This window comes from Streptomyces sp. NBC_01450 (genome assembly GCF_036227505.1).
Taxonomy (GTDB): Bacteria; Actinomycetota; Actinomycetes; order Streptomycetales; family Streptomycetaceae; genus Streptomyces.
This window is the reverse complement of the sequence record NZ_CP109480.1, coordinates 2,875,178-2,900,935: the sequence shown is the minus strand read 5'-3', so window position 1 is coordinate 2,900,935 and position 25,758 is coordinate 2,875,178. Positions and strand designations below refer to the sequence as shown.

The window sequence follows — 25,758 nt, the reverse complement described above, 5'->3', positions numbered from 1 at the left end:
GCGGGGCGGCTACTGGGGGGCCGAGCCGGGCAGTTCCCGGTCGTCGGAAGTGAGCTCTTCCAGGTCTCGGGCGAACTCCTCGCAGTCCAGCAGCGGCAGGTCCAGGACGTCGGCCGACAGGCCTGCCGGGCTGTCCGGGCCGAGCAGCGGCTGCTCGGTCCAGATGCACTTTCCGTTCGCCGTGTAGCGGGTGCCCCAGCGGCGGGAGAGCGCGGTGATGAGTTGCAGTCCGCGTCCGCCTTCGTCGGTCTCCGACGCCCGGCGGATGCGCGGCATGGTCAGACTCCCGTCGAAGACCTCGCAGACCAGCTCGGGGCCGCGCAGGAGGCGCAGCCGCACCGGTCCCTTCGCATGGCGCACGACGTTGCCGACCAGCTCGCTGACGAGGAGTTCCGTCGTGGGCGTCAGGTTGTCCAGGCCCCAGGTGTGGAGCTGCTCGCGGACGTGACAGCGGGCCTCCCCGGCCGCTCGCGGGTCCTCGGGGAGCAGCCAGGAAGCCATGTCGTCGTCGGTCAGCGCGTGGAGGCGGGCGACGAGGAGGGCCGCGTCGTCGGCGGTGGAGTCCTCGGCGGGCAGCAGTCCGGCGGTGACGGTGTCGCAGAGGCACTCCAGGTCGGCGGCCACTTCGCCGGAACCCTCGTGCGCGGCCCGCAGCAGCCGGGCGAGTTCGGCCATGCCGTCGTCGATCTCGCGGGTGGCCGACTCGACCAGGCCGTCGGTGTACAGGACGAGGAGGCTCCCGTCCGGCACGGTCATCTCGAAGGTCTCGAAGGGCGGCTCCGCCGCGCCGAGCGGCGGATCGGGGGTGAGTTCCGGGAAGTGCACACTGCCGTCGGGATGGACCAGGGCGGGCGGCGGGTGCCCGGCGCGGGCGATGGAGCAGACCTGGGTGGTGGAGTCGTAGAGCGCGTACAGGCAGGTGGCGTAGGACTCCTCGGCCATGCCGCCGACGATGTCGTTGAGGTGGCTCATGATCTCGTCGGGGGGAAGTTCGAGGTCGGCCAGGGTGTGCACGGCTGTGCGCAGCCGCCCCATGGTGGCCGCCTCGGGCAGCCCGTGGCCCATCACGTCTCCGACGACCAGGGCGACCTGACCGCCGGACAGGGGGATGATGTCGTACCAGTCGCCGCCGACGTCCATGCCCTGCCCGGCGGGGAGGTAGCGGGCGGCAGCGGTGCACGCGGGCAGTGCGGGCAGGCCGCTGGGGAGCAGGCTGCGCTGGAGTTCCTGGGAACGGGTGTGCTCGGCGTCGTAGAGCCGGGCCCGCTCCAGGGCCTGCGCGACGAGGGCACTGATCGTGGCCAGCAGGGTGCGCTCCTCGTCGGTGAGACGGCGCGGCTGGTCGAAGGAGACCACACACACCCCGAACGTGTGGCCGGACGCGGCCAGCGGCATGAACGCCCAGGCCTGCTTGCGCCCCTGGGTCGGCCGGGCGGCGAGCTTGGGGTAGCGGGTCGTGTACTCGGCACGCGAGCAGAGGAACAGCGGCGTGCCGGACGTGATCGTGTCCCAGAACGGGTCGTGGACCACCCGCGGGACGCCGTTGATCGAGTCGAGGAAGGCGCGTGGATAGCCGACGGCCCCGACGTTGTACAGCCGGTCGCCTTCGATGATCTGCACCAGAAGACCGGAGGCGCCGAACGGCGGCAGCACGCGCCGCGCGACCGCCTCCACCACGTCCCGAGAGGTCGTCGCCTTGGCGAGGGAGGCGGTCAGCTCGGCGATCCGGGCGGCGCGCTCGGTGGCGGCGTGCGCGGCGGCGGCCCGTTCGGCCTCGTGCCGCCGCTTTTCGGTGACGTCGGTGAAGTAGAGGGTGAGGCCGTCGGGTCCCGGGACCAGCCGCAGGTGGAGGAGGCGCCCGGTGTCCGGAGCCTCCATGTCGAAGCCGGCGGGCCGCTGCGCGGCGGCGGCCTCCCGGCAGCGCCTCTCCAGGCCGGGGACCTGCTGGACGGAGGGAAGCTCCCACAGAACGCGGCCGAACACCTCCTCCTCGGAGGAGCCCAGCATGTGCTCCGCCGCCAGGTTCAGGAAGAGGATCCGCCAGCGGTCGTCCACGGCGAGGAAGCCGTCACTCATGTGGCGAAGAGCCCGGCTGAGCGCGTCGAGGGCGGAGCGGGACTCGTTGCTCTCCCATCCCATGCCGATCATTCGTACGGGTTCGCCCTGAGCGTCGTAGGTCGCCCGGGCGCGGGTCTGGGTCCATCCGTAGGTGCCGTCCTGGCGGCGCACCCGGTACTCGGCCTCGAACACCGTACGGTGCCGGAGGGCTCTGTCCGCCGCTCTCAGGGTCGGCGCCAGGTCGTCGGGGTGGACGATCCTCATCCAGTCCTCGATCCTGCCGGTGAAATCGGCCGGACTGGTGCGGTAGAGCTCCAGGGCGGCCTCGTCCCAGACCAGCTCGCCGGTCTGGACGTTCCAGTCCCACGAGCCGACCGGGACCTCCTTCAGAGCCTGCCGCAGCAGGTCACCGCTCAGTTCCTCCCGGAGGTGCCGAGCGGGGGGCGGTGCCTGGCGGATGCGCTCCTCGGTCCAGGCGATCACGGCCTGGAGGAAACCCCACTGCTCGGCGGTCGGCTCCCCCTGGTCGCCCATCACCACGGTGAGCGCGCCGATACCGCGGTCACCGTAGAACACCGGCACCGACGCCAGCCCGGTCCCGGGCCATGAGACCGCGCCGGATCCGGCGGAGACGGGCTGTTCGCCGGATTCCGCCGGAGCCCACACGCCCCGTCCCTGGTGCAGGACCCGGGCCGGGGCCAGCGGGCCTTCCTGGTCGATGATCTCCCAGGGCCGGGTGAGGGCGGCGGGAAGACCGGCCGCCGACACCAGGCGCAGCGCGGACATGGGACCCCGTAGATGGATCATGCCCCCCAGGGCGCCCAGCTCCCCCACCGTGTGCTGGAGCGCCAGCCGGAAGACTTCACTCTCCACGACACCGGGTTCCACTGCGCTGAGCAGAGCCAGCCGTGCATTCATGACGCAAAGCCTACAATTATCCCGTTTCATACAGTGGTGTGTGATCCGTCCCGGGCACGGAGCGTCGGAGTCCCGGGCGGTGCGGCCGAGACCGGAGACGGGGCGTCGTCAGGCGGCCCCCGGCCGCAGCAGCCCTTCCACCGCTCGTCCGAACATCCACCGCCCCGCCCACCCCAGTGGCCGGTCGAGGAATCGCGGCAGCCACCGCACGTTCAGATCCTCCCGCCAGAGCACCCGTGAGCCCCCGCCGGTCACCGGACGGACCTCGATCTCGGCCCACCCCGTGACGAACGTGCCGCGCTTGACCAGCCGGCACCTTCCCGCGCTCCCGTCCAGGGGCGGTCGCCAGGTGACGACCTCCATGGGGTCGTCGAAGGCCACCGGAGCCACCCCCGACCGGGCGACGAACACCGTGCCCTCACCGGTCGGCGGCGGGGTGCGCACGGTGACCCGGGTCAGCGGGACGACGGCGGCGTGCCGGGGCCAGTCGGTGAGGCGACGCCAGCTCTCCTCGACGGGGCAGGAGGACACGCGCTCCAGTTGGAAGAGGGCCACGGGCCGATCGTAGGCGGCCGACGCACGGAAGGGGCCGTGCCGGTACGTCGCAAGCCCGTCGCCTACGTTCGGGTCCGGAAGTGGCTCCCCGCGGGGCGACGTCTGATCCGGCGGCGACGGGCTCGACGTACCGGCACGGCCCCGACCCACCCACGATCCCGCGGGTCAGTCCGGCTCGGTCGCGGGTAACTCCCGTTCATTCCAACGCTGTTGACATGCCGTCCGCCAGCCACCAGGCTATCCGGGGAGCGCCCCCCGTTTGCTGTGTGTCCCCCATGATCCAGCGGTCGCCCGAGGTGCCGGGGACCCCGACGGCCGACCGGTCCAGAGAGCAGGAGTTCACGTGCCGGACCAGCCCTACGTCATCGACCCCGCGGGCGCCGACCTCCACGGCGAGGCGGATCTGCTGCGCGGCCGCGGCGCCGCGGCCCTCATCGAACTGCCGGGCGGCATACGGGCCTGGGCGCCCACCCGGTACGAGACCCTCAGGCAACTCCTCGCCGACGACCGGGTGTCCAAGGATCCCAACCAGCACTGGCCCGCCTGGATCGAGGGTGAGTACCGCGAGAGCTGGATCACCCTGTGGGTCGGCGTCACCAACATGTTCACCGCGTACGGCGCCGACCACCGCAGGCTGCGCAAACTCGTCTCGCCCGCGTTCACCAAACGCCGCACGGACGCGCTCAAGCCCCGCATCGAGGAACTCGCCGCCACGCTGCTCGACCGGATGGCCGAGGCGCCCGACGGGCGGGTCGACCTGCGGTCCGCCTACGCGCACCCGCTTCCGATGCAGGTGATCTGCGAGCTGTTCGGCCTGCCCGAGGACCGGCGCGCCGATATCGCACGCCTCATCGAGGCCAACATGGACACCACCATCACCCCCGAACAGGCCATGGCCACCTACCGGGAAGTCCATGAACTGCTCGCCGGACTGGTCGCCGCCAAGCGCGAGCGGCCGGGCGACGACCTGACCACCGCTCTGATCGCGGCCCGGGACGAGGAGGGTTCGCAACTCGCCGAGAGCGAACTGATCGACACCCTCCTCCTCGTCATCGGCGCGGGCCACGAGACCACCGTCAACCTGATCGGCAACGCGGTGCACGCCCTGCTGACCCACCCCGAGCAGTTGCTCCGCGTACAGAACGGCGAGATCCCCTGGAGCGAGGTGATCGAGGAGACCCTCCGCTGGGCCCCCTCCATCGCCAACCTCCCGCTGCGGTACGCCGTCGAGGACATCAAGCTCCCGGACGGCACGCTGATCGCGCGGGGCGACGCGATCCTGGCGACGTACGCGGCGGCCGGCCGCGATCCCCTGCGGCACGGCGAGAGCGCGGGCCGCTTCGACCTGACCCGCACGGACAAGGAGCACCTCGCCTTCGGCCACGGCGCCCACTACTGCATCGGCGCCCCACTGGCCCGCCTGGAGGCGTCCCTCGCGCTCCCCGCGCTCTTCGCCCGTTTCCCGGGCCTGGGCCTCGACGACACGCAGGGTCCGGCCCGCCTCGCCGAGTCCTTCATCGGCCACGGCTACCGGGTGCTGCCGGTGCGGCTGAGCTGACACGCGGCCGTCAGGGGCGGTAGACGGTACCGGGCTTCGCCTTCCCCGGCGCCAGCAGCTGCGGCACGGTCACGAACACGTACCCCCGCTCCTTGAGCGCGTCGATGATCCCGGGCACCGCGGGCACGGTGCCCGGGTAGAGGTCGTGCAGCAGGATGATCCCGTCCCGGGTCGACTGCTTCAGCACGCGCTCCTGTATGACCTTGGGGTCGTACGTCTTGTAGTCCTTGGCCGTCACGCTCCACAGGACCTCCGAGAGGCCGAGCTCGCGGCAGATCTTGTGCACGGTGTCGTCGGTCCGCCCCTGCGGCGGGCGCATGAGCGTCGGCCGCTTTCCGGTGAGCTTCTCTATCGCGTCGTCGGGCTTCTCCAACTCCTCGCGTATCTCCGCCGGCTTGATCTCCGTCAGGATCTTGTGGTCCCAGGTGTGACTGGCGACCTCGTGTCCCTCGGCGGCCATCCGCTTGACGAGCTCCGGATACTTCTCGATGTGCCGCTTGCCCAACAGGAAGAAGGTCGCCGGGACCTGCTTCTCCTTGAGTACGTCGAGGAGCTTGGCCGAGTTCTCGCTCGGCCCGGCGTCGAAGGTCAGCGCGATGCACTTGGCCTGGCGGCAGTCCACGGTCCCGAACTTCGCCGGGGTGCCGGCGGCGGCCTGCGCGCGGGCGGCGGCCGGCGCGGTGGTGTGGAGGGTCGTGCAGCCCGTCAGCGGCAGGGCAAGCGAAACGGCCGCCAGAAAGGCGGCCGTCGAACGCAACCTGGTCCCCGGTCTTCTCATCTTCATGGTCAGCGAAGGCATGCGCAGACTCTACATCTGGTGTATACACCGCATGTATAGGGGTTCCCGTGACGTCCGGGTTCCGGAGAAATCCCCGGTCGGACGCCCAGTAGCGCTCACACCCGGACGGGGCTTGTAGTGACATCCACACATTAAGTAGGGTCACTCCGTGTGCAAGCGCTTTCTGTAGGGGGAGGAGCCCCAGTGACACCCCGCAAGACCTTCCTCGCCGCCCTCGCGGACGCCGGCGTCCCCCTCGACACCGCGTTCGTCGAGTTCCTCACCGCGACCGCCGAGACCAGCGCCAAGGCCGTCCTCGACGGGTACGCCGCCGCTCTCGTCGAACTCCGTGACGGCGGCGAGGCCCGCGCTGCCACCCGTTCACTGCGCACGCTCGTCTCGGTGTACGTGCACGAGGGCTCGGCCTACCACCACTCCGCCGCGCTCCTCGGCCCCGCCGCCGAACTCGCCGACGCGCTCGCCGAGGAGCAGTACGACAACGGACTGTGGGAGCACGGGGCGGACGGCAACCCGGCGGACACCGCCTTCTCGGTCGTCGACCTCAACCTGATTCATCACCTGCTCGACGAGGACGCCCACGAGCCGACCACCGGGCTGCGCGCGACGATCGAGCGGATCCTGCGCCTCGCGGGCCCCTCCCTCGCCACCGGGGGCGTGCACACCGCCAACCACCGATGGCTGGTCTGCGCGGCCCTCGCCCGCATCCACGCCCGCTGGCCCGACCCTGCCTACCCCGAGCGCATCGAGAGCTGGCTCGCCGAGGGCATCGACCAGCTGCCCGGCGGCGAGTACAGCGAACGCAGCCCCATCTACTCGGCCGTGGTGACCAATCCGGCGCTGCTCGTGCTGGCCCGCCACTACGGACGTACGGACCTCTACACGAACGTACGCGACAACCTGGCCGCCAACCTGTACGTCATCGAGCCCAACGGCGAGGTGGAGACGGTCCATTCACGCCGCCAGGACCAGACGAGGGTCCAGCATCTGCCCGAGCTCTGGCTCCAGTACCGGGAGATGGCGCTGCGCGACGGCGACGGACGGTTCGCGGCGGTGGCCGCGCTGCTCCAGGAGCGCGGCACCGGCCAGACCTTCGGCGAGACCCCGGCCGGCGAACGCCTCGCCCAGGTCCTGGACCAGCCGGAACTCGCCGCCCCGCTGCCCGAAGTGACCTCCCTGCCCGACGGCTTCGAGCACCACGACGACAGCAGCCGCCTGGTCCGGGTGCGCCGCGGGACGCACACGGCGAGCATCTTCGGCGGTACCGACTTCCCGGAACTGCACGCCATCTCGTCCGGTCTGTCCACCAACCCGACCTTCTTCAAGATGCGCAAGGGCGCCGCGATCCTCGACTCGCTCCGGCTGGCCCCGCGGTTCTTCGCGCTCGGCCACTTCCGGTCGGAGGGACTGGAACGCACGGACGACGGCTGGCGGCTGCACGCCGAGGTGCGCGGCGCCTTCCACCACCCGCTGCCGCCCGAGCACCGCCGCCCCGACGGCGCCTACGCCCTCAGCGACGACAGCCGCTTCTGGTCCGCGATGGACTTCCCGCACCGCCCGAAGGAGTACCGCACACTCCGCACCGAAGTCCTGGTCCGTGAGGTCGGCACCGGAGCCTGGGACATCTCCTTCGACCTCTCCGGCGAGGGCTGCGCGAGCCCGCTCGCCCTCGAACTCTGTTTCCGCCCCGGCGGCACCCTGACCGGGGACGGCCTCGAACCCGTCCCCGGCTCCCCGGACACCTTCCAACTCGTCTCCGGCGAGGCCACCTACACCGTCGGCACCGACCACATCACCTTCGGCCCCGGCAACGGCAAGGGCGGCCGCCAGCCGGCGGTGGTCGACCCGGGCGAGCGCTACGCGTGGCTGAGCGGCTCCCTGACCCCGGACGGGGTGCGGGTCCTGATCACGGGGCGCTCACCGCTGACGTACCGGTTGACGCTGCGCTGACGGGGTGCTCCGCCGGTTCGGCGGCCAGGAGTTGGGTGGCGGCCAGTTCGCGGTAGAGGTCGTCGTCGTCGACCAGCGAGCGGTGGGTGCCCACGGCGCGGACGTCGCCGTGTTCCAGGACCACGATCTGGTCGGCGTCGGTGACCGTGGACAGCCGGTGGGCGATCAGCAGGACCGTGCAGCGGCCCGCGGTGCGGGCGACGAGTTCGCCGAGGGCCTGTTCGTTGCGGGCGTCGAGCTGGGCCGTCGCCTCGTCGAGGAGGAGCACCTGGGGCCGGCGCAGCAGGGCGCGGGCGATGGCGAGCCGCTGGCGTTCGCCGCCGGACAGGGTGACTCCGCGCGGGCCCACGGGCGTGTCCAGGCCCTGGGGCAGGCGGGCGAGGAGGCCGTCGAGGCGGGTGACGGCCAGGGCCTCGGCCAGCTGCTCCCCGGTCGCCGACGGCGCCGCGTACAGCAGGTTGTCGCGGAGGGTGCCGGCCATCACGGGGGAGTCCTGCTCGACGTACGCGATCCGGCGCCGGACCTCGGCGCGCGGCAGGGCCGCGATGTCCTGGCCGCCGATCCTGATCGTGCCCGCGGTCGGCTCGTAGAAGCGCTGGAGGAGGGAGAAGAGGGTGGTCTTGCCCGCGCCCGACAGACCGACCAGCGCGGTCCGGGTGCCCCCGGGAACGGTGAAGCTCACGCCGCGCAGGGCCGGGGCGCGGCCGGGATAGGTGAACTCGACCCCGGTCAGTTCGACGGCCGGTGGTGCGGCGTCGGCGGGCGTGTGCGCGGGTTCGGCCGTGTCGATGTCGTCCTCGACCGGCAGCGCGCCCGCCTCCTGGATCCTGCCCACCGCGCCCAGCCCCTGCTGGAGTTGGGCCGCGCCGCCGACCAGCTGTGACACCGGGCTCGCCAGGAAGAAGACGTACAGGAGGAAGGCGATCAGTTCGGAGACCGACATCGAGTGGTGGGCGACGAAGGTGCCGCCCACGCCGAGCACCACCAGGAACGCGGTCTGGATGGCGGCGCCGCCGACCATGGTGACGAGGGCGCTGTAGCGGGCGCCGACCAGCCCGGCGGCGTACGCCTCGTCGACCGCGTCCTCGGCGGTGCGCGTCTCGCGGCCCTCGGCGCCGTTGGCCTTGACCGTGCGGGCCGCGCCGAGGGTGCGGTCGAGGACGGCGCCGACCGCTCCGACGGACGCCTGGGAGCGGGCCACGGCGGCCTTGATGCGGGGCAGGACGACGGTGATCACGACACCGACCATCGTCAGCACCAGCAGCGTGACGCCGAGCAGACGCGCGTCGAGCGTCGCCATCATGAACAGTGCCCCGGCGAAGGTCAGGACGCCGTTGACCGTCATGATCAGGCCCTCGGTGGCGGCGCTCTTGAGCAGCGTGCTGTCGGAGGTGACGCGGGCTATCAGGTCGCCGGGGGCCCGCCGGTCCAGCTCGGCGACCCGCAGCCGGATCAGACGGTGCACGAGACCGCGCCGCACCTCTCGCACCACCCGCTCCGAAGTCCGTTGCTGGAGCCAGGCGTTGAGACCGGTGAGCAGGGCGCCCGCGACCAGGAACACGGCCAGCAGCGCGACCGGCGCGACCACGCTGCCGCCGCCGTCCAGCCGGTCCAGGATCGCCTGCGCGAACTTCGGCTGCACCAGCCCCGACACACTGGCCAGGAGAGTGAGCACGAGGGAGAGGAGCAGCACGCGCCAGTGGGGCCAGGCGTAGGCGACGAGAGCGACGAGCGAGCCGGTGGGCGGGTCCGGGGTGGCCGGTTCGGGTTCTGGTGAGGCGTCGGTCGGGTCGGGCCACGGCGACGCGGGCGCTGTCGGAACGTGCTCCTGGTCCTGGTCCTGGTCCGGGTCGGGACGAGGGCGGTCGGCTGTCGGCCGGTGCTCGGGCGTGCCGTTGTCGCTCATGCGTCGCCTCGTCCTCCCGTCATGTCCGAACCGGCCGCCAGCGCTTCGAGACGGGCGGCGGCGGAGGCGCTGCCGCCCGCGGCGCGGAAGGACTCCCCGACGGCCTCGGCCGCCTTCCGGTGGCCCTCGGCCGGGTCGAGGACCGTCTCGACCGCCGCGCGGATCCTGGCCGCGTCCGCGCGGCCGAACCGCAGCCGTACCCCCGCACCCGCGTCCACGACCTGCCCGGCGACGATGGGCTGATCGTCCCGGATCGGCGCCACGACGAGCGGGACACCGTGCCACAGCGCCTCGCACACGGTGTTGTGCCCGGCGTGACAGACGACCGCGTCGAGGCGTGGGAGGAGGGCGAGTTGGGGGACGTGGGGGCGCAGGAGGACGTTGTCGGGGACCGGCGCCTCGACCAGCCCGCCGGGATCCACGAGCACCGCCCGTACTCGGCCCGTCAGTTCGCCCAGCCCCTGCGCGGCCGCGTTCAGAAAACGGGCCCCGGCGTCGTTGTTGGCCGTGCCGAGACTGACCAGGACGACGGGCAGAGGTGATGCGTCCAGCCAGTCCCAGGGGAAGTCGTCGCCACTCGCGGTGCGGGCGGCGACGGAGGGGCCCACCAGCCACACCCGGTCGGGCAGTTCGGCCGGACCGAGCAGCGCGCGGGTGGTGTACGCCAGGACGCCGTGCGGGGAGAAGCGGGGGTCCGCCGAGCCGAAACCGTCGCAGATCCGGTTCCGCAACCCCGCCAGCAGCCCCTCCAGCCACGCCGTGACCTTCGGCATGCCGGCCAGCGGGTCGACCAGTTCGGCGGAGGTGGTGGCGGAGGTCACCCAGAGGCGCCCGAGCGATTCGGCGACCAGCGCACCCGCCACCGCCTGCTGGTCGCAGACGACGACATCGGGGTCGTACGCCTCGATCGCCGTCCGTACCCCGGGCGCCATCGCGTCCGCCAGTGGAACGAGGAAGCTCTCCCAGAGGAACTGGAACGCGGCCGGTCCCTTCAGACCGGCGGGCCGGGAGAGTCCGTCCTCGGGGAGGGCACAGGGGAAGACGACGGCGTCGGATCCGACGAGGGCGTGGACGAGTTCGGGGTGGCCCGCCCACACGATCTCGTGCCCGCGCCCGGCGAGCGCCGCCGCGGTGCCCACGGCCGGGTTGACGTGTCCGACCAGTGGCGGCACCACGAGCAGGAACCTGCCCATCTAGAGCGCCTCCCGCAGGGTGTGCGCCTCCTGGCGGAGCAGCCAGTCGCGGACCAGGGCGTAGGTGTCCGTGGTGGCCTCCACCAGTACCGAGTGACCGCGGTCGGGCAGCACGACCGTGCGGCAGTCGGCGAGCGAGGCCTCCAGCATCCCGGTCTGGGCGGAGAGGTACGACGCGCCGCCGAAGATGGCGAAGACCGGGCAGCGGATCGCCGACAGGTCCTCGTCGATCAGAGCGCTGAGCGGGAGCTCCTGGGCGAGCGCGGTCTCGTCGAGCACCCGGCCCGCGGCCCGGAACGGCCGCTCGTTGTGCCGGCCGGGGTTCTCCCGCAGCCACTGGATGACTTCCTGGACCACCAGGCCGCCCCCCTCGCCGACCAGGCCCGCGGACATGGTCTCGGCCCAGGTCCGGGCGGGCGGTTCGGCCTCGATGGCGATGACACTGGCGACCCGCTCGGGGCGGGCGGCGGCCATGGCGTACGCGACGGCGCCGCCGAAGGAGTTGCCGACCAGGTGCACCGGGCGGTCGATCGCCAGCGCGTCGAGCAGTGCGTCGAGGTCGGCGACGAAGTCCTCCATCCGGTAACCGGTCGGCGGCCGGGAGGTCTTGCCGTGCCCGCGCAGGTCGTACATGACGACGTCCAGGCCCTCCTCGGCGAGGCGCGGCGCGAGGCTGAAGTAGTAGCTGGCGAGAGTGTCGATGAGCAGGCCGTGGATGAGGACCACGACGGGGCGCGGGGAGCCGCTGTCGTGACCCAGCCGCTGGACGTGTACGTCGATGCCGTTCACCCGCGTCGTCGCCATGGTCAGGCCACCTCCGCGACGGCCAGTGAGTCCACGACGTAGCCGACGAGATCGCCGACGGTGAGCGCGATGATCTCCTCCAGCCCGCGGTCGGCTATGAACGCGGCGAAGTTGACCCGCTCGCCGTAGAACTCGCGCAACTGGGCTGAGAGGGTGACCAGGTCGATGCTCTCCAGCTCCAGGTCGTCGTGGAAGGACGTGTCGAGGGTGATCTCGCAGTCGTCGAGCCCGTACTCCTCCAGCACGGTGCGCAGGATGGCCGAGATGTCCGCGAGCGCGGTCGCCGCGTCGGGCGCCGAGGTCTGTGCTCTGTCCGACTGGCCCGCGGGGCGGTCGAGTTCAGTGGTCATCTTCGTTCTCCTGATCGTTGACTGCCGTCCAGGCCACGACGTACTCCTTGGCGGGCCCCGCGGACGGCCGGGGGGTGGTCAGCGCGCGGTGCCGCACGCGGTACTCCTCGCCCGCGGCACGGACGGTCAGCCTCTCGCCGTCGGCCGCGGTGATCTCGAACCGCTTCGGCTCGCCGCCCAGTCCGGTGCCGCGCGCCTTCGCGACGGCTTCCTTGGCGGCCCAGAAACGGGTGAACCAGAGCCGTTCGGGGGCTCCTCGCGGCCGGTGGGCGAGTGAGGTGAGCAGCTCGCGTTCGGCGGTGGTGAGGGCCACGGCGAGGGTGCCCTCGGGCCGGTCGGTGACCTCCTCGATGTCGATGCCGCAGGGACCCTCGGTCCTGGCCATCGCCACGGCCGTCTCGCCGCGGTGGGCGAGGGAGACGTGCAGCGCGGGCAGGGTCCTGCCGTAGCCGCCGGTCACGAAGGGCCGGCCGGCCGGGTCGTTGCCGACCCTGACCTCGGCCGGGTAGACGGGGCCCGCCCCGGCGTCCCACAGCACGTTGCGTACGGCGTCCTTGGCGGCGATCCGGCCGAGCAGCCACTGCCGTCGGCCGCGCGGGGCGTGCGCCGCGTACCGTTCGCGTTCCTCGCCCGCCAGGATGTTGCGCATGATCAGCTCGCGGGTGGCCAGATCGGGCCACTCCTCGTGGACCAGCGCCCAGCCGCCGGGCTGCATCCGGGACAGCGTGTACCGCTCGGGCTCCCGGTCCACCTCGCGGATGCGCGGATTGCTGTCGAACCTGCGGTCCTGCCAGCCGCTGAACTCCGCCCACACCCGCCCGCGATGGACCAGCTGCATGTCCGCTTCGAGCGTGGCGTCGGTGACGGAGGTGATCCGGATCAGGCATTCCAGGCGCTCGCCGGGCGCGGGGTGCGGGCCGTGGAAGCGGATCTCCTTCATGCCGACCGGGAACACCGTCGTCCGCACCGGCTGCCGGGCCATGATCCAGTAGCCGAGGAGCTGTCCCACGTTGTCCAGCAGGGCGCCCGGCGCGGGCGGGGTGACGAGCACCCCGCGTACGTGCCGGTCGCCGACCGCGGTCAGTTCGCACAGGCCCTGGAAGCGCGGGCCGTGGAACATCCAGCGGCGCGAGTACAACTCCGCCGCGGTCAGCTCGGGCCTCTCCTCCAGCGTGGCGGGAAAGGTCCAGGGCGCGGGAGGCGTGAACCGCGTCTGATCCGGGGCGAGTTCGACCACGGCCCGGGCGTACGGGCCGAGCGAGGCGGTGACCCGGTCCGGGCCCTCGGGGACGATCCGTACGGGGATGTCGACGGCCGGAGTGGCGGTGATCCACTGGTGCAGCCGTACGTCGTGGACGGCCACCGCGCGCCGACCGGGCGCCGCCCGTTCGGCGAACTCCATGAGGTGGGCGATCACGGTGGTGCCCGGGACCACGGGCCAGCGGTCGGCGGGGTCGGCCTGGGCGGGCTGCCGGAAGAAGCAGTGGTCCAGGAGGTAGGGCATGGTGTCGACGGAGACGTGGAGGGCGGTTTCGAGGGGCTGGAGGGGGCGGGGCCCGGGTGCGGCGGGTGTGGGGGGCGCGGCCGTACGAGGGGCCGGCGCGCGGCCGTCGCGCGGGGCCCCGCGTCCGTGTCGCCCCGCCGCCACCACGTCCGAGGCGAACACCGTCGCGTCCCGCAGCAGCGCCGACAACTCCGCTCCCAGCGGGCCCTGTTGGTCCAGGGCGCCCGCATCGTGCGGCGCGGTGTGCCGCGGCCGGGACAGCGCGGCGCTCACCCGGTCGCGGGTCTCCGCGTCCAGGGACACGTTCGCGCCGCCGAGGTCCAGCCGGACCGGCCGGCCCGGACGGCGTCCCGTACGGGCCGGTGCGGCGGCCTGTGCCCCGCCCAGCAGTGGGGCGAGGTCAGGCGTGGCCCCGTCCGCCCACAACGCGCTCGCCACGCGGTGGAGTTGGGGGAGGCCCGAGCGGTGCGGGGAGTGGGCGGGGACCACGAGGTGGTCCCGGCCGTGCAGGGTGTCGCCGATGAGCGAGCCGAGCTGTCCCGCGCCGAGCTGGACGAACGCGCGGAAGCCCGCCGCGTACATCGTCTCCACCAGGGGCCGGAAGCGGACCGGCTCCAGCAGATGGCGGATGAACAGCTCACGGATCGCCGCCGGTTCGTCCGGGTAGGGGGCGACGGTCGTCGCGGACCACAGGGGCAGCGCGGCCGGATGCAGGGTGTAGGCCTCGGCGGCCTTTCTGATCGGGCCGAGGTAGGGCTCCAGCATCGGAGTGTGGAAGCCGGAGCGGAACGGCAGGATCTGCGAGATCACCGCCCGGGCCCTGAACACCTCGACCAGCGCGGCGACGGCGGGCTCGGGGCCGCAGATCATCGACTGGTTGGGCGCGTTGTCGTGGGAGAGGACCACGTCCCCGCGGCTGTCCAGTTCGGTCAGCACCACCTCGGCGGGGGCGCCGATCGCGGCGAAGGCCAGCCCGGGGACGCTCAGCGCGTCGGGGTCGAATCCGGCGAGGAAGGCGTCGATCTCCTCCGGGGAGTGGATCCCCGCGGCGGCCATCGCGGTCCACTCGCCGAGGCTGTGTCCGGCGAGCGCGTCCGGGACGACGCCGAGCCGCCGCAGCGCGGTGTCGAGGAGCCGGCCGAGCTCGAAGACGCCGGTGCCCTGCCGGCCCACGTCACCCACGGTGGCGTCGGTGACGGCGCGCGACCAGGGCAGCCGGAAGTGCCGTGCGATGTCTCCGGAGTTGGGCGCGAACTCGGCCTCCAGGCCCGGGAAGACGAACGCGAGCCGGCCGCCGCCGGGCCCCAGCAGCGGACGCGGCACGAACCACACGTCGCCCCGGCCCCGCCACCCCTTCCCCTTGGCGACCGCCTTGCGGGCCAGCGCCAGCCGCTTGGCCGTCGGCCCGACGACGGCGAGCCGCACCGGATCGGCGGCGGGGGCGCGTTCGTCGAGACCTGAGGCGAGGATCTCGGAGTCGGAGCGGTCAAGGAGCGCGGCCATCGCCTCGGGTGTCGGCGCGGTCAGCCGCAGCACCGGCTCCGGCTCGTACACCTCGGCCGCCCGCCGCGCGACCGTGACCTCTTCGAGTACCACGTGGGCGTTGATGCCGCCGAACCCGAAGGCGTTGACGGCGGCCCGGCGCACCGGCTGCCGGTCGTCGGTCCGCCAGGGGAGGGCGGCGGCGATGGGGGTGAAACGGGTGCGGGCGAGCGCCGGGTGCGGGTCGTCGCAGTGCAGGGTCGGCGGGAGCACCCCGTGGTGGACGGCGAGCGCGGCCTTGATCAGCCCGGCGACGCCCGCCGCGGGCATGGTGTGCCCGATCATCGACTTCACCGAGCCGATGACGGCGGCCGGCGCGTCCCCGGACGGGTCCGTCGGCGGCGGCCCGAACACCTCGGCGAGCGTGGTGAGTTCGGTGCCGTCGCCCGCCGGGGTGGCGGTGCCGTGCGCCTCCAGGAGCCCGATCGAGCCGGGGGCGGCCGGGTCGAGCCCGGCGGCCTCCCAGGCCTGGCGGACCGCACGGACCTGGCCGCCGGAATCGGGCGCCATCAGACTGGTCGTCCGTCCGTCGGAGGCGACGCCGGTGCCGGTGATCGCGGCATAGATCCGGTCGCCGTCCCGCTCGGCGTCGGCGAGCCGCTTGAGGACGACGACACCGGTGCCCTCACCGATCAGCACCCCGTCCGCGCCCCGGTCGAACGGCCGGATGCGCTCGCTCGGGGAGAGCGCGCCGAGCTGGCTGAACACACTCCAGAAGGTGATGTCGTGGCAGTGGTGCACCCCGCCCGCCAGCATCACGTCACAGCGCCCGCTGCCGAGCTCGCGCACGGCGTGGTCGACGGCGATGAGCGAGGAGGCGCAGGCGGCGTCCACGGTGTAGGCGGGCCCGCGCAGGTCGAGCCGGCCGGCCAGCCGGGACGCGGCGAGGTTGGGCACAAGACCGATCGAGGACTCCGGTGCCTCGGGCCCGAGCCGGTCGGTGAACGCCTCGCGCACCGCCTCGAGTTGGCCGGCGTCGAGGTCCGGAAGCAGCTCGCCCAGGGTGCGCACGAGCTGGCTCGCGGTCCGTACCCGCTGGTCGAGCCGGACCAGGCCGGGGGTGAGATAGCCGCCCCGGCCGAGCACCACACCGACCCGGTGCCGGTCGGCGGGCAGCCGGTCCGGGCCGCCCGCGTCGGCCAGGGCGGCCGCGGCCACCCGCAGCGCGATCAGCTGGTCGGGCTCGGTGGCCGGGACCGCGGCGGGCATGATCCCGAACTCGGTGACGTCCACCTCGGCCAGTTCGTCCACGAAACCGCCGCGCCGGCAGTAGACCCGGTCGGCGCGGCGCTCGGCGCCGGGCGCGTAGTACTCGTCGGCGTCCCAGCGGCCCGGCGGCACCTCGGTGATGGCGTCGACGCCGGAGACCAGGTTGTGCCAGTACGTGGCGAGGTCGGGGGCGCCCGGGAAGAGCACCGACATGCCGACGATGGCGACCGGTTCGGCGCGGGCGCCGGTCATCCCGGTCACCAGCCCGACGCCGTGTAGACCACGGCGGTGTCGCCCTCGGGCCCCCAGGCCAGCTCGCGCAGCAGGCTCATGGTGCCCTCGTCGGGGTCGATGAGCTGGATGCCGCGGCCCGCGTAGTGCCGCATCAGCTCGGGGGTGACCATGCCGTGGTTGCCGTCTCCGGTCGGTGCCCATGGACCCCAGTGGACGGTCAGGCCGCGGCGGCCGGTGCCGGAGTCCGCCCAGCGGGCGCCGAGGGTCTCCAGGGCGTCGTTGGCGGCGGCGTAGTCGGACTGGCCGCGGTTGCCGAGAGCGGCGGCGACGCTGCCGAACAGCACGGCGAACCGGGGGCCTTCCCCGTCCGGCAACTCGCCCAGCGCGTCCAGCAGTTCGCGCGCGCCGTCGACCTTCGTACGGAACACCCGGTCGTACGACCGGGGGCTCTTCTCCGCGATCAGCTTGTCCTCGATCACACCGGCCGCGTACACGACGCCGTCGAGTCGGCCGTGCTCGGCGTGGATCTCCTTCACGGCCCGGCGCACGGTGTCGCCGTCCAGCGCGTCCACGGTGCGGTAGCGCACCTCGGAGCCGAGCGCGACGAGTCCGCGCAAGGTGGCTCGCACCTCGCGTTCGGCCTGGATCCGGCCGATCGCCCGCTCGATCTCGGCGGGGACGCGCAACCCGCCCGCGATGAGCGCGGTCCGCAGTTCACCGGCGGTGCCCGCGGCGGCGAGGGCGGGGTCCTCCCCCTCCCCCTCCCCCTCCCCGTCCCCGGGCAGGGCGGTGCGGCCGAACAGTTCGATCCGGCAGCGGCTCGCGGCGGCCAGGGTCGCGGCGAACCGCGCGGTGATCCCCCGGGCGCCGCCCACCAGCAGGACGACCGTATCGGAGTCCAGGCCGAGCGCGGCGGCCTCGGCGGCCCCGTCCCCGGCCGGGCCCGCACCCGTACTGCCGAGCAGACCGAGCCCCTCCTCGGCCATGCGCAGTCCGCGCCGTGTGCCGGGGGAGCGCAGGACGACCGGCTCACGGTCGGGCGCGGTGAGCTCGGCGACGAGCTCCGCGGCGATGTCCTCGGGCGCGGTGCCGGGCGCGTGCTCGACGACCCGGGCGACCGTGTCGGGGTACTCCCGCGCGAGGGAGCGGAAGAAGCCGCGCAGACCGGCGGAGGCGCCCGCGGCCAGCACCCAGCGCGGGTTGCCCGCCAGCACCCGCTGATAGGCGGGGAAGACGTCCGGCAGCACGGGCGGGGCGTCCGGTGCGACGAGGTGGACGATCCCGTCGAACTCTCGGTCGGCCGGGGGCTCTTCGGCGGTCAGCGCGTGGGCGCCGTGCACGGTGAGGCGTGCGGTCAGCGCCTCGGCCACCGGTCCGGAGCCGAGCAACAGGAAACTGCGGCCGATCAGCAGGTCGCTGGTGGGCGCCGGGTCGGCGGGGGCGAGGTCGAACTCCCGCATCACGAGGCGCCGGGGTGCCACGACTACGGGTTCGGGGCCGGCCGGGCCGGCCTCCGGTCTCTCGGGCTCGGCCACCTCGCCCCGGGCTCCCGCCACCAGCGCGGCGATGCTCGCGGCGGTACGCGCCTTGGCCAGCTCCTCCACGTCGGTGTCGCCGGTCGCGGTCAGCCCGAGCCGGGTCGCCAGTTCGCCCGCGATTTCGGCGCGTTTGATGGAGTCGACGCTGAGGTCGGCTTCGAGGTCGAGGTCGGGTTCGATCATGTCGACGGGGTAGCCGGTGCGCTCGCCGATCACGTCGAGGACGAGCGCGAGGACGGACTCGGCGGTCGGCGCGGCGCTCACGGAGGCTCCGGCACCCGCACCGGCGGGAGCCGGGGTCGCCTCCGCTCCGCTCGCCCGCTCGACCAGCGCCGTGATCGCGGCGGCGGTACGCGCCTTGGCCAGTTCCTCCACATCGGTGTCGCCGGTCGCGGTCAGCCCGAGCCGGGTCGCCAGTTCGCCCGCGATTTCGGCGCGTTTGATGGAGTCGACGCTGAGGTCGGCTTCGAGGTCGAGGTCGGGTTCGATCATGTCGACGGGGTAGCCGGTGCGCTCGCCGATCACGTCGAGGACGAGCGCGAGGACGGACTCGGCGGTCGGCGCGGCGCTCACGGAGGCTCCGGCACCCGCACCGGCGGGAGCCGGGGTCGCCTTCGCTCCGCTCGCCCGCTCGACCAGCGCGGCGATGCTCGCGGCGGTACGCGCCTTGGCCAGCTCCTCCACGTCGGTGTCGCCGGTCGCGGTCAGCCCGAGCCGGGTCGCCAGTTCGCCCGCGATTTCGGCGCGTTTGATGGAGTCGACGCTGAGGTCGGCTTCGAGGTCGAGGTCGGGTTCGATCATGTCGACGGGGTAGCCGGTGCGCTCGCCGATCACCTCGAGAACGACCGACAGCACCGACCCACCTGCCGGTACGGCCACTGCGACCGGCGCGGCGGCGGGCAGCGCGGTCACCGTGACCGGAGCGTCGGCGTACGTGACCGGGGCGGGGGCGGGGGGACGTACCCCCGGATCCGCTCCCAGATACCCCAGCATCACATCCCGCTGCGCCGCGATCATCTCCCGGCTCGTCCGCAGGAACTCGCTGATCAGGGCCTCGGATCCGGAGACCGCCGCCGGTCCGACGGGGCTGCTGTGGGTCACGAGGGCCTCCGGTACACGCTCGGCGGGGTGGAGTGCGGTGGCGGGGATCGCGCCGTCCGCCGTACGGATCAGATGGCCGTCGACCGTCCAGGCGGCGCGTCTGGGACGCGGGGCGCGGACGTCGGCGGGGACCGCGTCCCGGCCCTGGAAGAGCCACGAGGTCCTGATGTCCACACCGGCGACGGCCAGTTGGGCGAGCGCCGCGAGGAACCCGACGAGACCCGTGCGCCCGGCACGTCGGCCGTCCTCCAGGGCGACCGTGCGGTGCGGTCGGTCGCCGAGGACCGTGCCCACCAGCCGGGTCAGCACCGAGCCGGGCCCGGCCTCGACGAAGACCCGGGCCCCGGCCTCGTACATCGCCTCGATCTGGTCGGCGAAGCGGACGGGTGAGCCGATCTGGGCAACGAGTTCGGCCCGGACCGCTTCGGGGTCCCGCGGGTAACGGGCGGCCGTACGGTTCGACCAGACAGGGAAGTCGGTCGACGTGAACGGAACTCCGGCGAGCACCTCGGCGAAGGTCCCGCCGGCCGCCGCGACCAGCGGGCTGTGGAACGCGCAGGCGACCGGGATGCGCTGTGCGGCGAGCCCCTGGGCGCGCAGCCGTTCCACGGCCGTGAGAACGTCCTCGGTGGGGCCCGAGATGACCGTCTGACGGGGCGAGTTGCGGTTCGCCGTCACCACCGAGTCGGCCAGGCCCGCGGCCGTCAGGGCCGCCGCGACCTCCGGCTCGCCCGCGGAGACGGCGGCCATGGTGCCGGGATCGCCCTCGCCGGTGGCGCGCAGGATGGCGGCGGCCCGTTCACGACTGGTGCGCAGCAGGGCGTCGGGGGTGAGGGCGCCCGCCGCGGCCAGCGCGGCCAGTTCTCCGTAGCTGTGGCCCGCGGCCATCGCCGGGCGTACGCCGGCCCTGGTCAGGAGCTGGAACGCGGCGAGTCCGGTCAGACCGAGCGCGGGCTGCGCGACGGTCGTGTCGGTGATCCGCTCCTGCTGCTCCTTGCGGCCCGCCTCGTCGAAGGCGGTCGGCGGGTAGAGGACGCGGGCCGTCGTCTCGTCGAGTCGCAGGTGGCGCTGGAGTTCGGGGAAGGCGACGAAGAGTTCGGCGAACATTCCGGGCCGTTGGCTGCCCTGCCCGGGGAAGAGCAGCGCGATGTCGTCCGGCTCGCTGTCGCCCGTCCCGTTGTCGTCGGCGGTGAACAGCCCCTCCTTCGGGGCGTGTTCACCGGCGATAGCCCGGCGCAGCAGCGCCGTCAGCTCCTCGGTCGACCCGGCGACGAGGGCGATCCAGGTCCGGGCGCTTCGGGCGCCCCGGGTCCCGGCGGCCTCGGACCGCCGGGACGCGGCGAGCGCGAAGTCCCGCAGCCGCCACGGTGCGTACGGTCCGGACTCCGCCTCCACGAGGGCGAGCAGCTCGGTGGCGGCCCGTACCGCCGCCGCCCGGTCCGCGCCCCGGAACGTGAAGAGCTCGGCGGGCCACTGCTGGGCCGAGGTGACCGGCGGTGGCCCGTCCTCGTAGGCCCGCAGGACGACGTGGAAGTTGGTGCCGCCGAAGCCGAAGGCGCTGACCCCGGCGACCCGTTCGGCCGGGGCGGCGGACCAGGGGCGTGCCTCGGTGTGGAAGGCGAAGGGGCTGCTCTGCGCGTCCCACGCCGGGTTCGGCTCGGTGAGGTGCAGGGTCGGCGGCTTCACGCCGGTGTGCAGGGCGAGCGAGGTCTTGATCAGTCCGGCGAGTCCGGCCGCGCACTTGGTGTGCCCGATCTGCGACTTGACCGAGCCGAGCGCGCAGGCCCCGGGCGGCGCCCCGGCCTCCTCGAACACCCGGGTGAGGGAGCCGAGTTCGGTGCGGTCGCCGACGACGGTGCCGGTGCCGTGCGCCTCGACGAGCCCCACCTCGGCAGGCGAGACGCCCGCGTTGCGGTAGGCCCTGGTCAGCGCGTTGTACTGGCCCTCGGGCCGGGGCGCGGTCAGGCCGAGCGCCCGCCCGTCGCTGGCGCTGCCGACACCCTTGATCACCGCGTACACCCGGTCGCCGTCCCGCTCGGCGTCCGCGAGCCGCTTGAGGACCACACAGCCGACGCCCTCGCCGAGCGCGATGCCGTCGGCGGCGCTGTCGAAGGGAGCGGAGCGGCCCGAGGGCGAGAGGGCGTGCGCGGAGGCGAAGAGCAGGTAGTCGTTGATGCCGTTGTGCAGATCGGCCCCGCCGCACAGCACCAGGTCGCTGGTTCCGCTCACCAGCTCCTTGCATGCCACGTCGACGGCGGTCAGGGAGGAGGCACAGGCGGCGTCCACGGTGTAGTTGGCGCCGCCGAGGTCGAGGCGGTTGGCGATCCGGCCCGCGATGACGTTGGCCAGGACGCCCGGGAAGGAGTCCTCCGTGAGGTGGGGCAGCTGCTCGTCCAGCGCGGGCGGCAGGCTGCCCAGGTAGGCGGGCAGGACGGAGCGCAGGGTCATCGCGTTGGAGAGGTCGCTGCCCGCCTCCGCGCCGAACACGACCGACGCGCGGGACCGGTCGAAGGACCGGCTGCCGTAGCCGGAGTCCTCCAGGGCGCGGCGCGCCGCCTCCAGGGCCAGCAGCTGCACCGGCTCGATCGCGGGCAGCGAGGCGGGCGGAATGCCGTACCGCAGCGGCTCGAAGGGGATCTCGGGGAGGAAGCCGCCCCAGCGGGACGGGGTCTTCTCCCCGGCGCCCTCCAGATCGTGGTACAGCTCGGCGTCCCAGCGGGTCGCGGGCACCTCGGTGACGGCGTCCTCGCCCGCCAGCACGTTCGCCCAGAAGGTGGCGAGGTCGGGAGCGCCGGGGAACATGCAGGCCATGCCGACGATCGCGATGTCCAGCGGTTCGGGGGAGGGTTCGGCGGCGCCTTCCCCGATGCCGAGGGCCTCCCGGCGTGCCGCCAGGAAGCCGGCCGCGCCGGTGGTGACCGAGGCGTGCAGAGCGGCGACGGTGGTGACGGCGGAGCGCAGCACGGCGACCTCACCGGCCATGAACATGCCCTCGGCGAGCTGTCTGTCCTCGCCGACCGCGCTCAGCACGTCGTCGACCCGCTCGATGCCCTTGCTGGCCAGCCGCAGCCGCCCCACGTTGAGTTGCTCCAGCTGTTCCCAGGCCTCGCGGCCGGGTGTCCCGCGGGCGGCGAGGTCCTCCTTGACGGCGGCGAACTCGTCGGTGAACGGGCTGTGCACACAGCGGGTGGCGTGTCCGGGCGCGGTCTCCAGGAGGTCGGTGCGCTCGGCGTCGATCACCTGACGCTGGAACAGGGGCAGCACCGCGCCCGCGCTCACGGCCTCCTCGGTGAACAGGTACGCCGTGCCCATCAGCACGCCCACGGCGGCACCTCGGGCGCTCAGCGGCGCGGTGAGCGCGGTGACCATGGCGGCGGAGCGTTCGTCGTGCACCCCGCCCGCGAAGAACAGCCGGAGTTCGCCCGCGGTGCCGTTCTTCGCGCCCGCCAGGAAGTCGTCGAGCACGCCGAGCTGTGCCTCCCACAGCGGGAAGCTGCCTCTCGGTCCTACATGGCCGCCGCACTCGGCGCCCTCGAAGACGAACTTGCGCGCGCCCGCCTCCAGGAACTGCTTCAGCAGCCCCGGCGACGGCACGTGCAGGAAGGTGGAGATGCCCACCTCCTCCAGCGCGGCGGCCTGCGCGGGACGCCCGCCCGCGATGATCGCGTGGGACGGGCGGATCTCCCGTACGACCTCCAGCTGGGCGGCTTTGATCTCCTCGGCGGCGAAGCCGAGGACGCCGACGCCCCAGGGCGCGTCGCCGAGCGCTTCCCTGGTCCGCTCCAGGACGGCGCGGGTCTGGTCGGCGCCGGAGAGCGCGAGCGCGATGAAGGGCAGTCCGCCGTGGCCGCCGACCTCGGCGGCGAACGCGGCCTGGTCACTCACCCGGGTCATCGGCCCCTGGGCGACGGGCAGTTCGCTCCCGAAGGGGCGGATGCCCGTTTCGTCGCGGCCACGGGAGGGGCCCGCGCTCTTCGACGAGTCGAGGCCGGGGCCCGCGCTCTTCAACGAGTCGAGGACGGCGTCCCGTACGCCCCGCACCGCCGCGTGGACGGTGCCCCAGCGCTCCTGGAAGCGGGCGGCGAGGAAGCCGTCCTGACCGATCTCGGGGGCCGGCGTGCCCTCTGGGGCGCCCCTGCGCCGTAGGACTCGGCGGCCGTCCTCCACGGTGGTCTCGGAGCCGTCGAGTCCGACGAGCAGTGCCGCGGTCCCGGCGGGGAGTTCGGCCTCGGCCTCGGCGAGCAGGGCGAGCTGGGTGTCCAGGACGACACCGGCGCCGCCGCCCGCGACGACGGCCGCCGCGGTGTGCGGGCCCGCGCCGCCGCAGGCCCAGACGGGCAGGTCCAACTCGTCTTCGGCAAGGAGCTGTTGGAGCAGTACGAAGGTGCTCAGTTCGCCCACGGGGCCGCCTGCCTCGTGGCCCCGGGCGACCAGTCCGTGCGCCCCGGCCGCGGCGGCCCGTAAGGCCTGTGCGCGGCCGGTCACCTCGACGAGTACGCGGTGGCTGGGGAAGTCGGCGGGCGTGCAGGAGGCGTCGGTGGTCAGCAGGACGGTGTGCACACAGGTGGGAAGGTCCCGCGCGGGAAAGGCATCGTTGTCGCGGAGCCGTACGCCGAAACCGGCGGCCGACCATTCCTCGGCCAGCGCGAGTTCCGCCGCCGCCCGGCGCCCACCCGCGGTGAGGTCGAGTACCCCGAGACCGCCCGCCCGTACGGCGGCCGCGGTGACCCGTGCCGAGGGGACGGCGAACGGGTTCAGGGCGATGACGATGTCCTCTACGGCAAACGGGCCGGAAGTATCGAAATTCGGCACAGGCACGCGAACGCTCCAAAATCGCACGAGGGTGATCATCGGTGGGGGAGAGCGGAGAGCGCTTGCGCTTCACAACGAGCCGACAGCCGATGCGAAGCACGCTCATGCTTATTGCGCATCCCCGTGAAAGTCAAACTCTCAAGGAGGCTGTCATTACCGGAAGTAACACGGTTGACACAGTCGCCTCGGAGCCCTGTGTGTGTGACAACAGAGGCCTGACTGTGGGGAGTTGTCGGGGCTGGTCACTGTCGGTCGGCGCGCTCCGCGCCCCTGATTCGGCCTGCGGCAATGCTTGCTGACGTAGTGTCGAACATGGGGTCCACTTCGATCTTGCGGAAACGAACTGTTTCCCTCGCTGTAAATTGAAACCTTTATTAGTTCCCCTCTTCATAATCAAAATTCATGATGGGCAAAAGGGTGTGATTCGGCACTTGGGTGCGAATAGCCGCGATTCGTACTCGCCAGTAAGTTGGCTCGTTTCAACAACACGGCCCGGCCGCGGGAGCGGCCGGGCCGTGGCTGGATCCGGTGGGTGTCACACAGGGGCGGTCATCCGGCCACCGGAAGCCCCGCGGTACGCAGGACCCTGCGCTCGGCGTCGACCGCGAACACCTCGCAGCCCTCGCGCGCCGCGGCCCACTCGACGCCCTCCGCGCCCATCGCGAACGCCGCCGTGGCCGTCGCGTCCGCCTCGGTCAGCGACGGCGCCACGACGCTGATGCTGAGCAGCCCGGTGGCCGGACGGCCGGTGCGCCCGTCGAGGATGTGGTCCCCGCGTTCGTAGCGAGCGGAGGTCGCCACCGCGCCGTCGGTGATCTCCAACACCGTGCACAGCCGGTCGGCCCGCTCGGGATGACGTACGCCCACCCGCCAGGGACCGCCCGCGGCCACCACGTCACCACCGGCGTTCAGACAGAACCGGGAAGTGCCCCGCTCGGTGAGCAGGTTGGCGGCCCGCTGCACCGACCAGCCCTTCACCATCGCGCAGGGGTCCAGGCCGCGGCCGGGCAGCCGCACGTCGAACGCGCCGCCGGTCGCGACCCGGTACTCCTCGCACAGACCGAGGACCTCGGCCAGGTCCGGGCTGAGCTCGTGGGGGGTGAGCTCACCCCGGTCCAGCCGGGACACCTCGCTGTCCGCACGGAACGGGCTGAAGCGGGCGTCGACCTCGCGCAGCCACGCGAACACGGGATCCGCGCTCTCCTCGGACGCGTTCTCGTCGTCGATCCGCAGCGAGACCGGGAACCCCATGACCTGTTCGACGCGCCGCATCCCGCTATCCCTTCGCGTCGAGGGCGGCCTGGAGCGACGTGACGTATCCCTCGCTGGTGATCGTGGCGCCGGACACCGAGTCGATGTCGGCGCTCTGCGCCTGGAGCGTCTCCTGGATCAGCTTCGGCACGGCCGCCGTGGTCTGCGGGTGGTTCGGCTGCTGGAGCATCCGCACCGAACTGATCCTGTCGCCCTCGAAGGTCACCTCCACCTGTACGGCGCCCTTGGAGGTGTTGACGGTGGAGCCCTGGACGACCTGGGAGGCCGAGGACGACGCGGACGAGGACGAGGAGGGCGACGAAGGCGACGAAGACGATGACGACGATGAAGACGGAGTCGAGGCGGGCGCGGCGACCTCGGTGGTCGTCGTCGTACCGCTCGACGGTGCGTAGCGCCACAGCGGGATCAGACCGGCGATGGACAGGGCCAGTACAGGCAGTGCTCGTTTCACGGTGTCT

Annotated in this window: 13 protein-coding genes; 2 read left to right on the top strand and 11 right to left on the bottom strand. The window is 73.0% G+C overall.

The window, feature by feature from the left end; genetic code table 11:
- Positions 1-9 precede the first annotated feature (9 nt).
- Together OG568_RS13200 and OG568_RS13195 are read right to left on the bottom strand one after the other, a co-directional pair.
- The gene (locus OG568_RS13200) at positions 10-2,976 is read right to left on the bottom strand and encodes a SpoIIE family protein phosphatase (RefSeq protein ID WP_329531642.1); all 2,967 of its coding nucleotides are present in this window, start codon (positions 2,974-2,976) and stop codon (positions 10-12) included.
- Between the two features lie 108 nt (positions 2,977-3,084).
- A complete protein-coding gene (locus OG568_RS13195) occupies positions 3,085-3,531 on the bottom strand; it encodes an SRPBCC family protein (RefSeq protein ID WP_329531641.1) in 447 nt (148 codons plus the stop codon).
- A gap of 343 nt (positions 3,532-3,874) precedes the next feature.
- On the opposite strand from OG568_RS13195, the gene OG568_RS13190 reads away from it, so the two are divergent.
- A complete protein-coding gene (locus OG568_RS13190) occupies positions 3,875-5,089 on the top strand; it encodes a cytochrome P450 family protein (RefSeq protein WP_329531640.1) in 1,215 nt (404 codons plus the stop codon).
- 10 nt (positions 5,090-5,099) lie between these two features.
- Here OG568_RS13190 and OG568_RS13185 read toward each other — a convergent pair whose 3' ends face one another.
- The gene (locus OG568_RS13185; RefSeq protein ID WP_443077864.1) at positions 5,100-5,867 is read right to left on the bottom strand and encodes a polysaccharide deacetylase family protein; all 768 of its coding nucleotides are present in this window, start codon (positions 5,865-5,867) and stop codon (positions 5,100-5,102) included.
- A 204-nt stretch (positions 5,868-6,071) separates the two neighbouring features.
- Between OG568_RS13185 and OG568_RS13180 the strand changes: the two genes are divergently transcribed.
- A complete protein-coding gene (locus OG568_RS13180; protein WP_329531638.1) occupies positions 6,072-7,835 on the top strand; it encodes a hypothetical protein in 1,764 nt (587 codons plus the stop codon).
- Here OG568_RS13180 and OG568_RS13175 read toward each other — a convergent pair.
- The 8 genes from OG568_RS13175 to OG568_RS13140 all read right to left on the bottom strand — a co-directional run bounded on the left by OG568_RS13175 (position 7,792) and on the right by OG568_RS13140 (position 25,751).
- Positions 7,792-9,741: an ABC transporter ATP-binding protein gene (locus OG568_RS13175; RefSeq protein ID WP_329531637.1), complete on the bottom strand. Its 1,950-nt coding sequence runs from the start codon at positions 9,739-9,741 to the stop codon at positions 7,792-7,794. The genes OG568_RS13180 and OG568_RS13175 overlap by 44 nt on opposite strands.
- Complete coding sequence (locus OG568_RS13170; protein WP_329531636.1) at positions 9,738-10,934, bottom strand: glycosyltransferase; 1,197 nt, start codon at positions 10,932-10,934, stop codon at positions 9,738-9,740. The genes OG568_RS13175 and OG568_RS13170 overlap by 4 nt, the downstream gene beginning before the upstream one ends.
- Positions 10,935-11,738 (bottom strand): alpha/beta fold hydrolase, encoded by an 804-nt coding sequence (locus tag OG568_RS13165; RefSeq protein ID WP_266587072.1) that lies wholly within the window; start codon positions 11,736-11,738, stop codon positions 10,935-10,937.
- 2 nt (positions 11,739-11,740) lie between these two features.
- Entirely contained in the window at positions 11,741-12,088 is a 348-nt protein-coding gene (locus tag OG568_RS13160; protein ID WP_266429249.1) for an acyl carrier protein, read from the bottom strand.
- On the bottom strand, positions 12,078-16,595 hold the full coding sequence (locus OG568_RS13155) for a polyketide synthase (RefSeq protein WP_329531635.1): 4,518 nt from the start codon (positions 16,593-16,595) through the stop codon (positions 12,078-12,080). Before OG568_RS13155 ends, OG568_RS13160 begins: the two co-directional genes overlap by 11 nt.
- Positions 16,596-16,600: 5 nt before the next feature.
- The gene (locus tag OG568_RS13150; RefSeq protein WP_329531634.1) at positions 16,601-24,034 is read right to left on the bottom strand and encodes an SDR family NAD(P)-dependent oxidoreductase; all 7,434 of its coding nucleotides are present in this window, start codon (positions 24,032-24,034) and stop codon (positions 16,601-16,603) included.
- A 543-nt stretch (positions 24,035-24,577) separates the two neighbouring features.
- Entirely contained in the window at positions 24,578-25,300 is a 723-nt protein-coding gene (locus OG568_RS13145) for an FAD:protein FMN transferase (RefSeq protein ID WP_329531633.1), read from the bottom strand.
- Positions 25,301-25,304: 4 nt separating this feature from the next.
- Positions 25,305-25,751 (bottom strand): FMN-binding protein, encoded by a 447-nt coding sequence (locus OG568_RS13140; RefSeq protein ID WP_329531632.1) that lies wholly within the window; start codon positions 25,749-25,751, stop codon positions 25,305-25,307.
- Between the last annotated feature and the right edge of the window lie 7 nt (positions 25,752-25,758).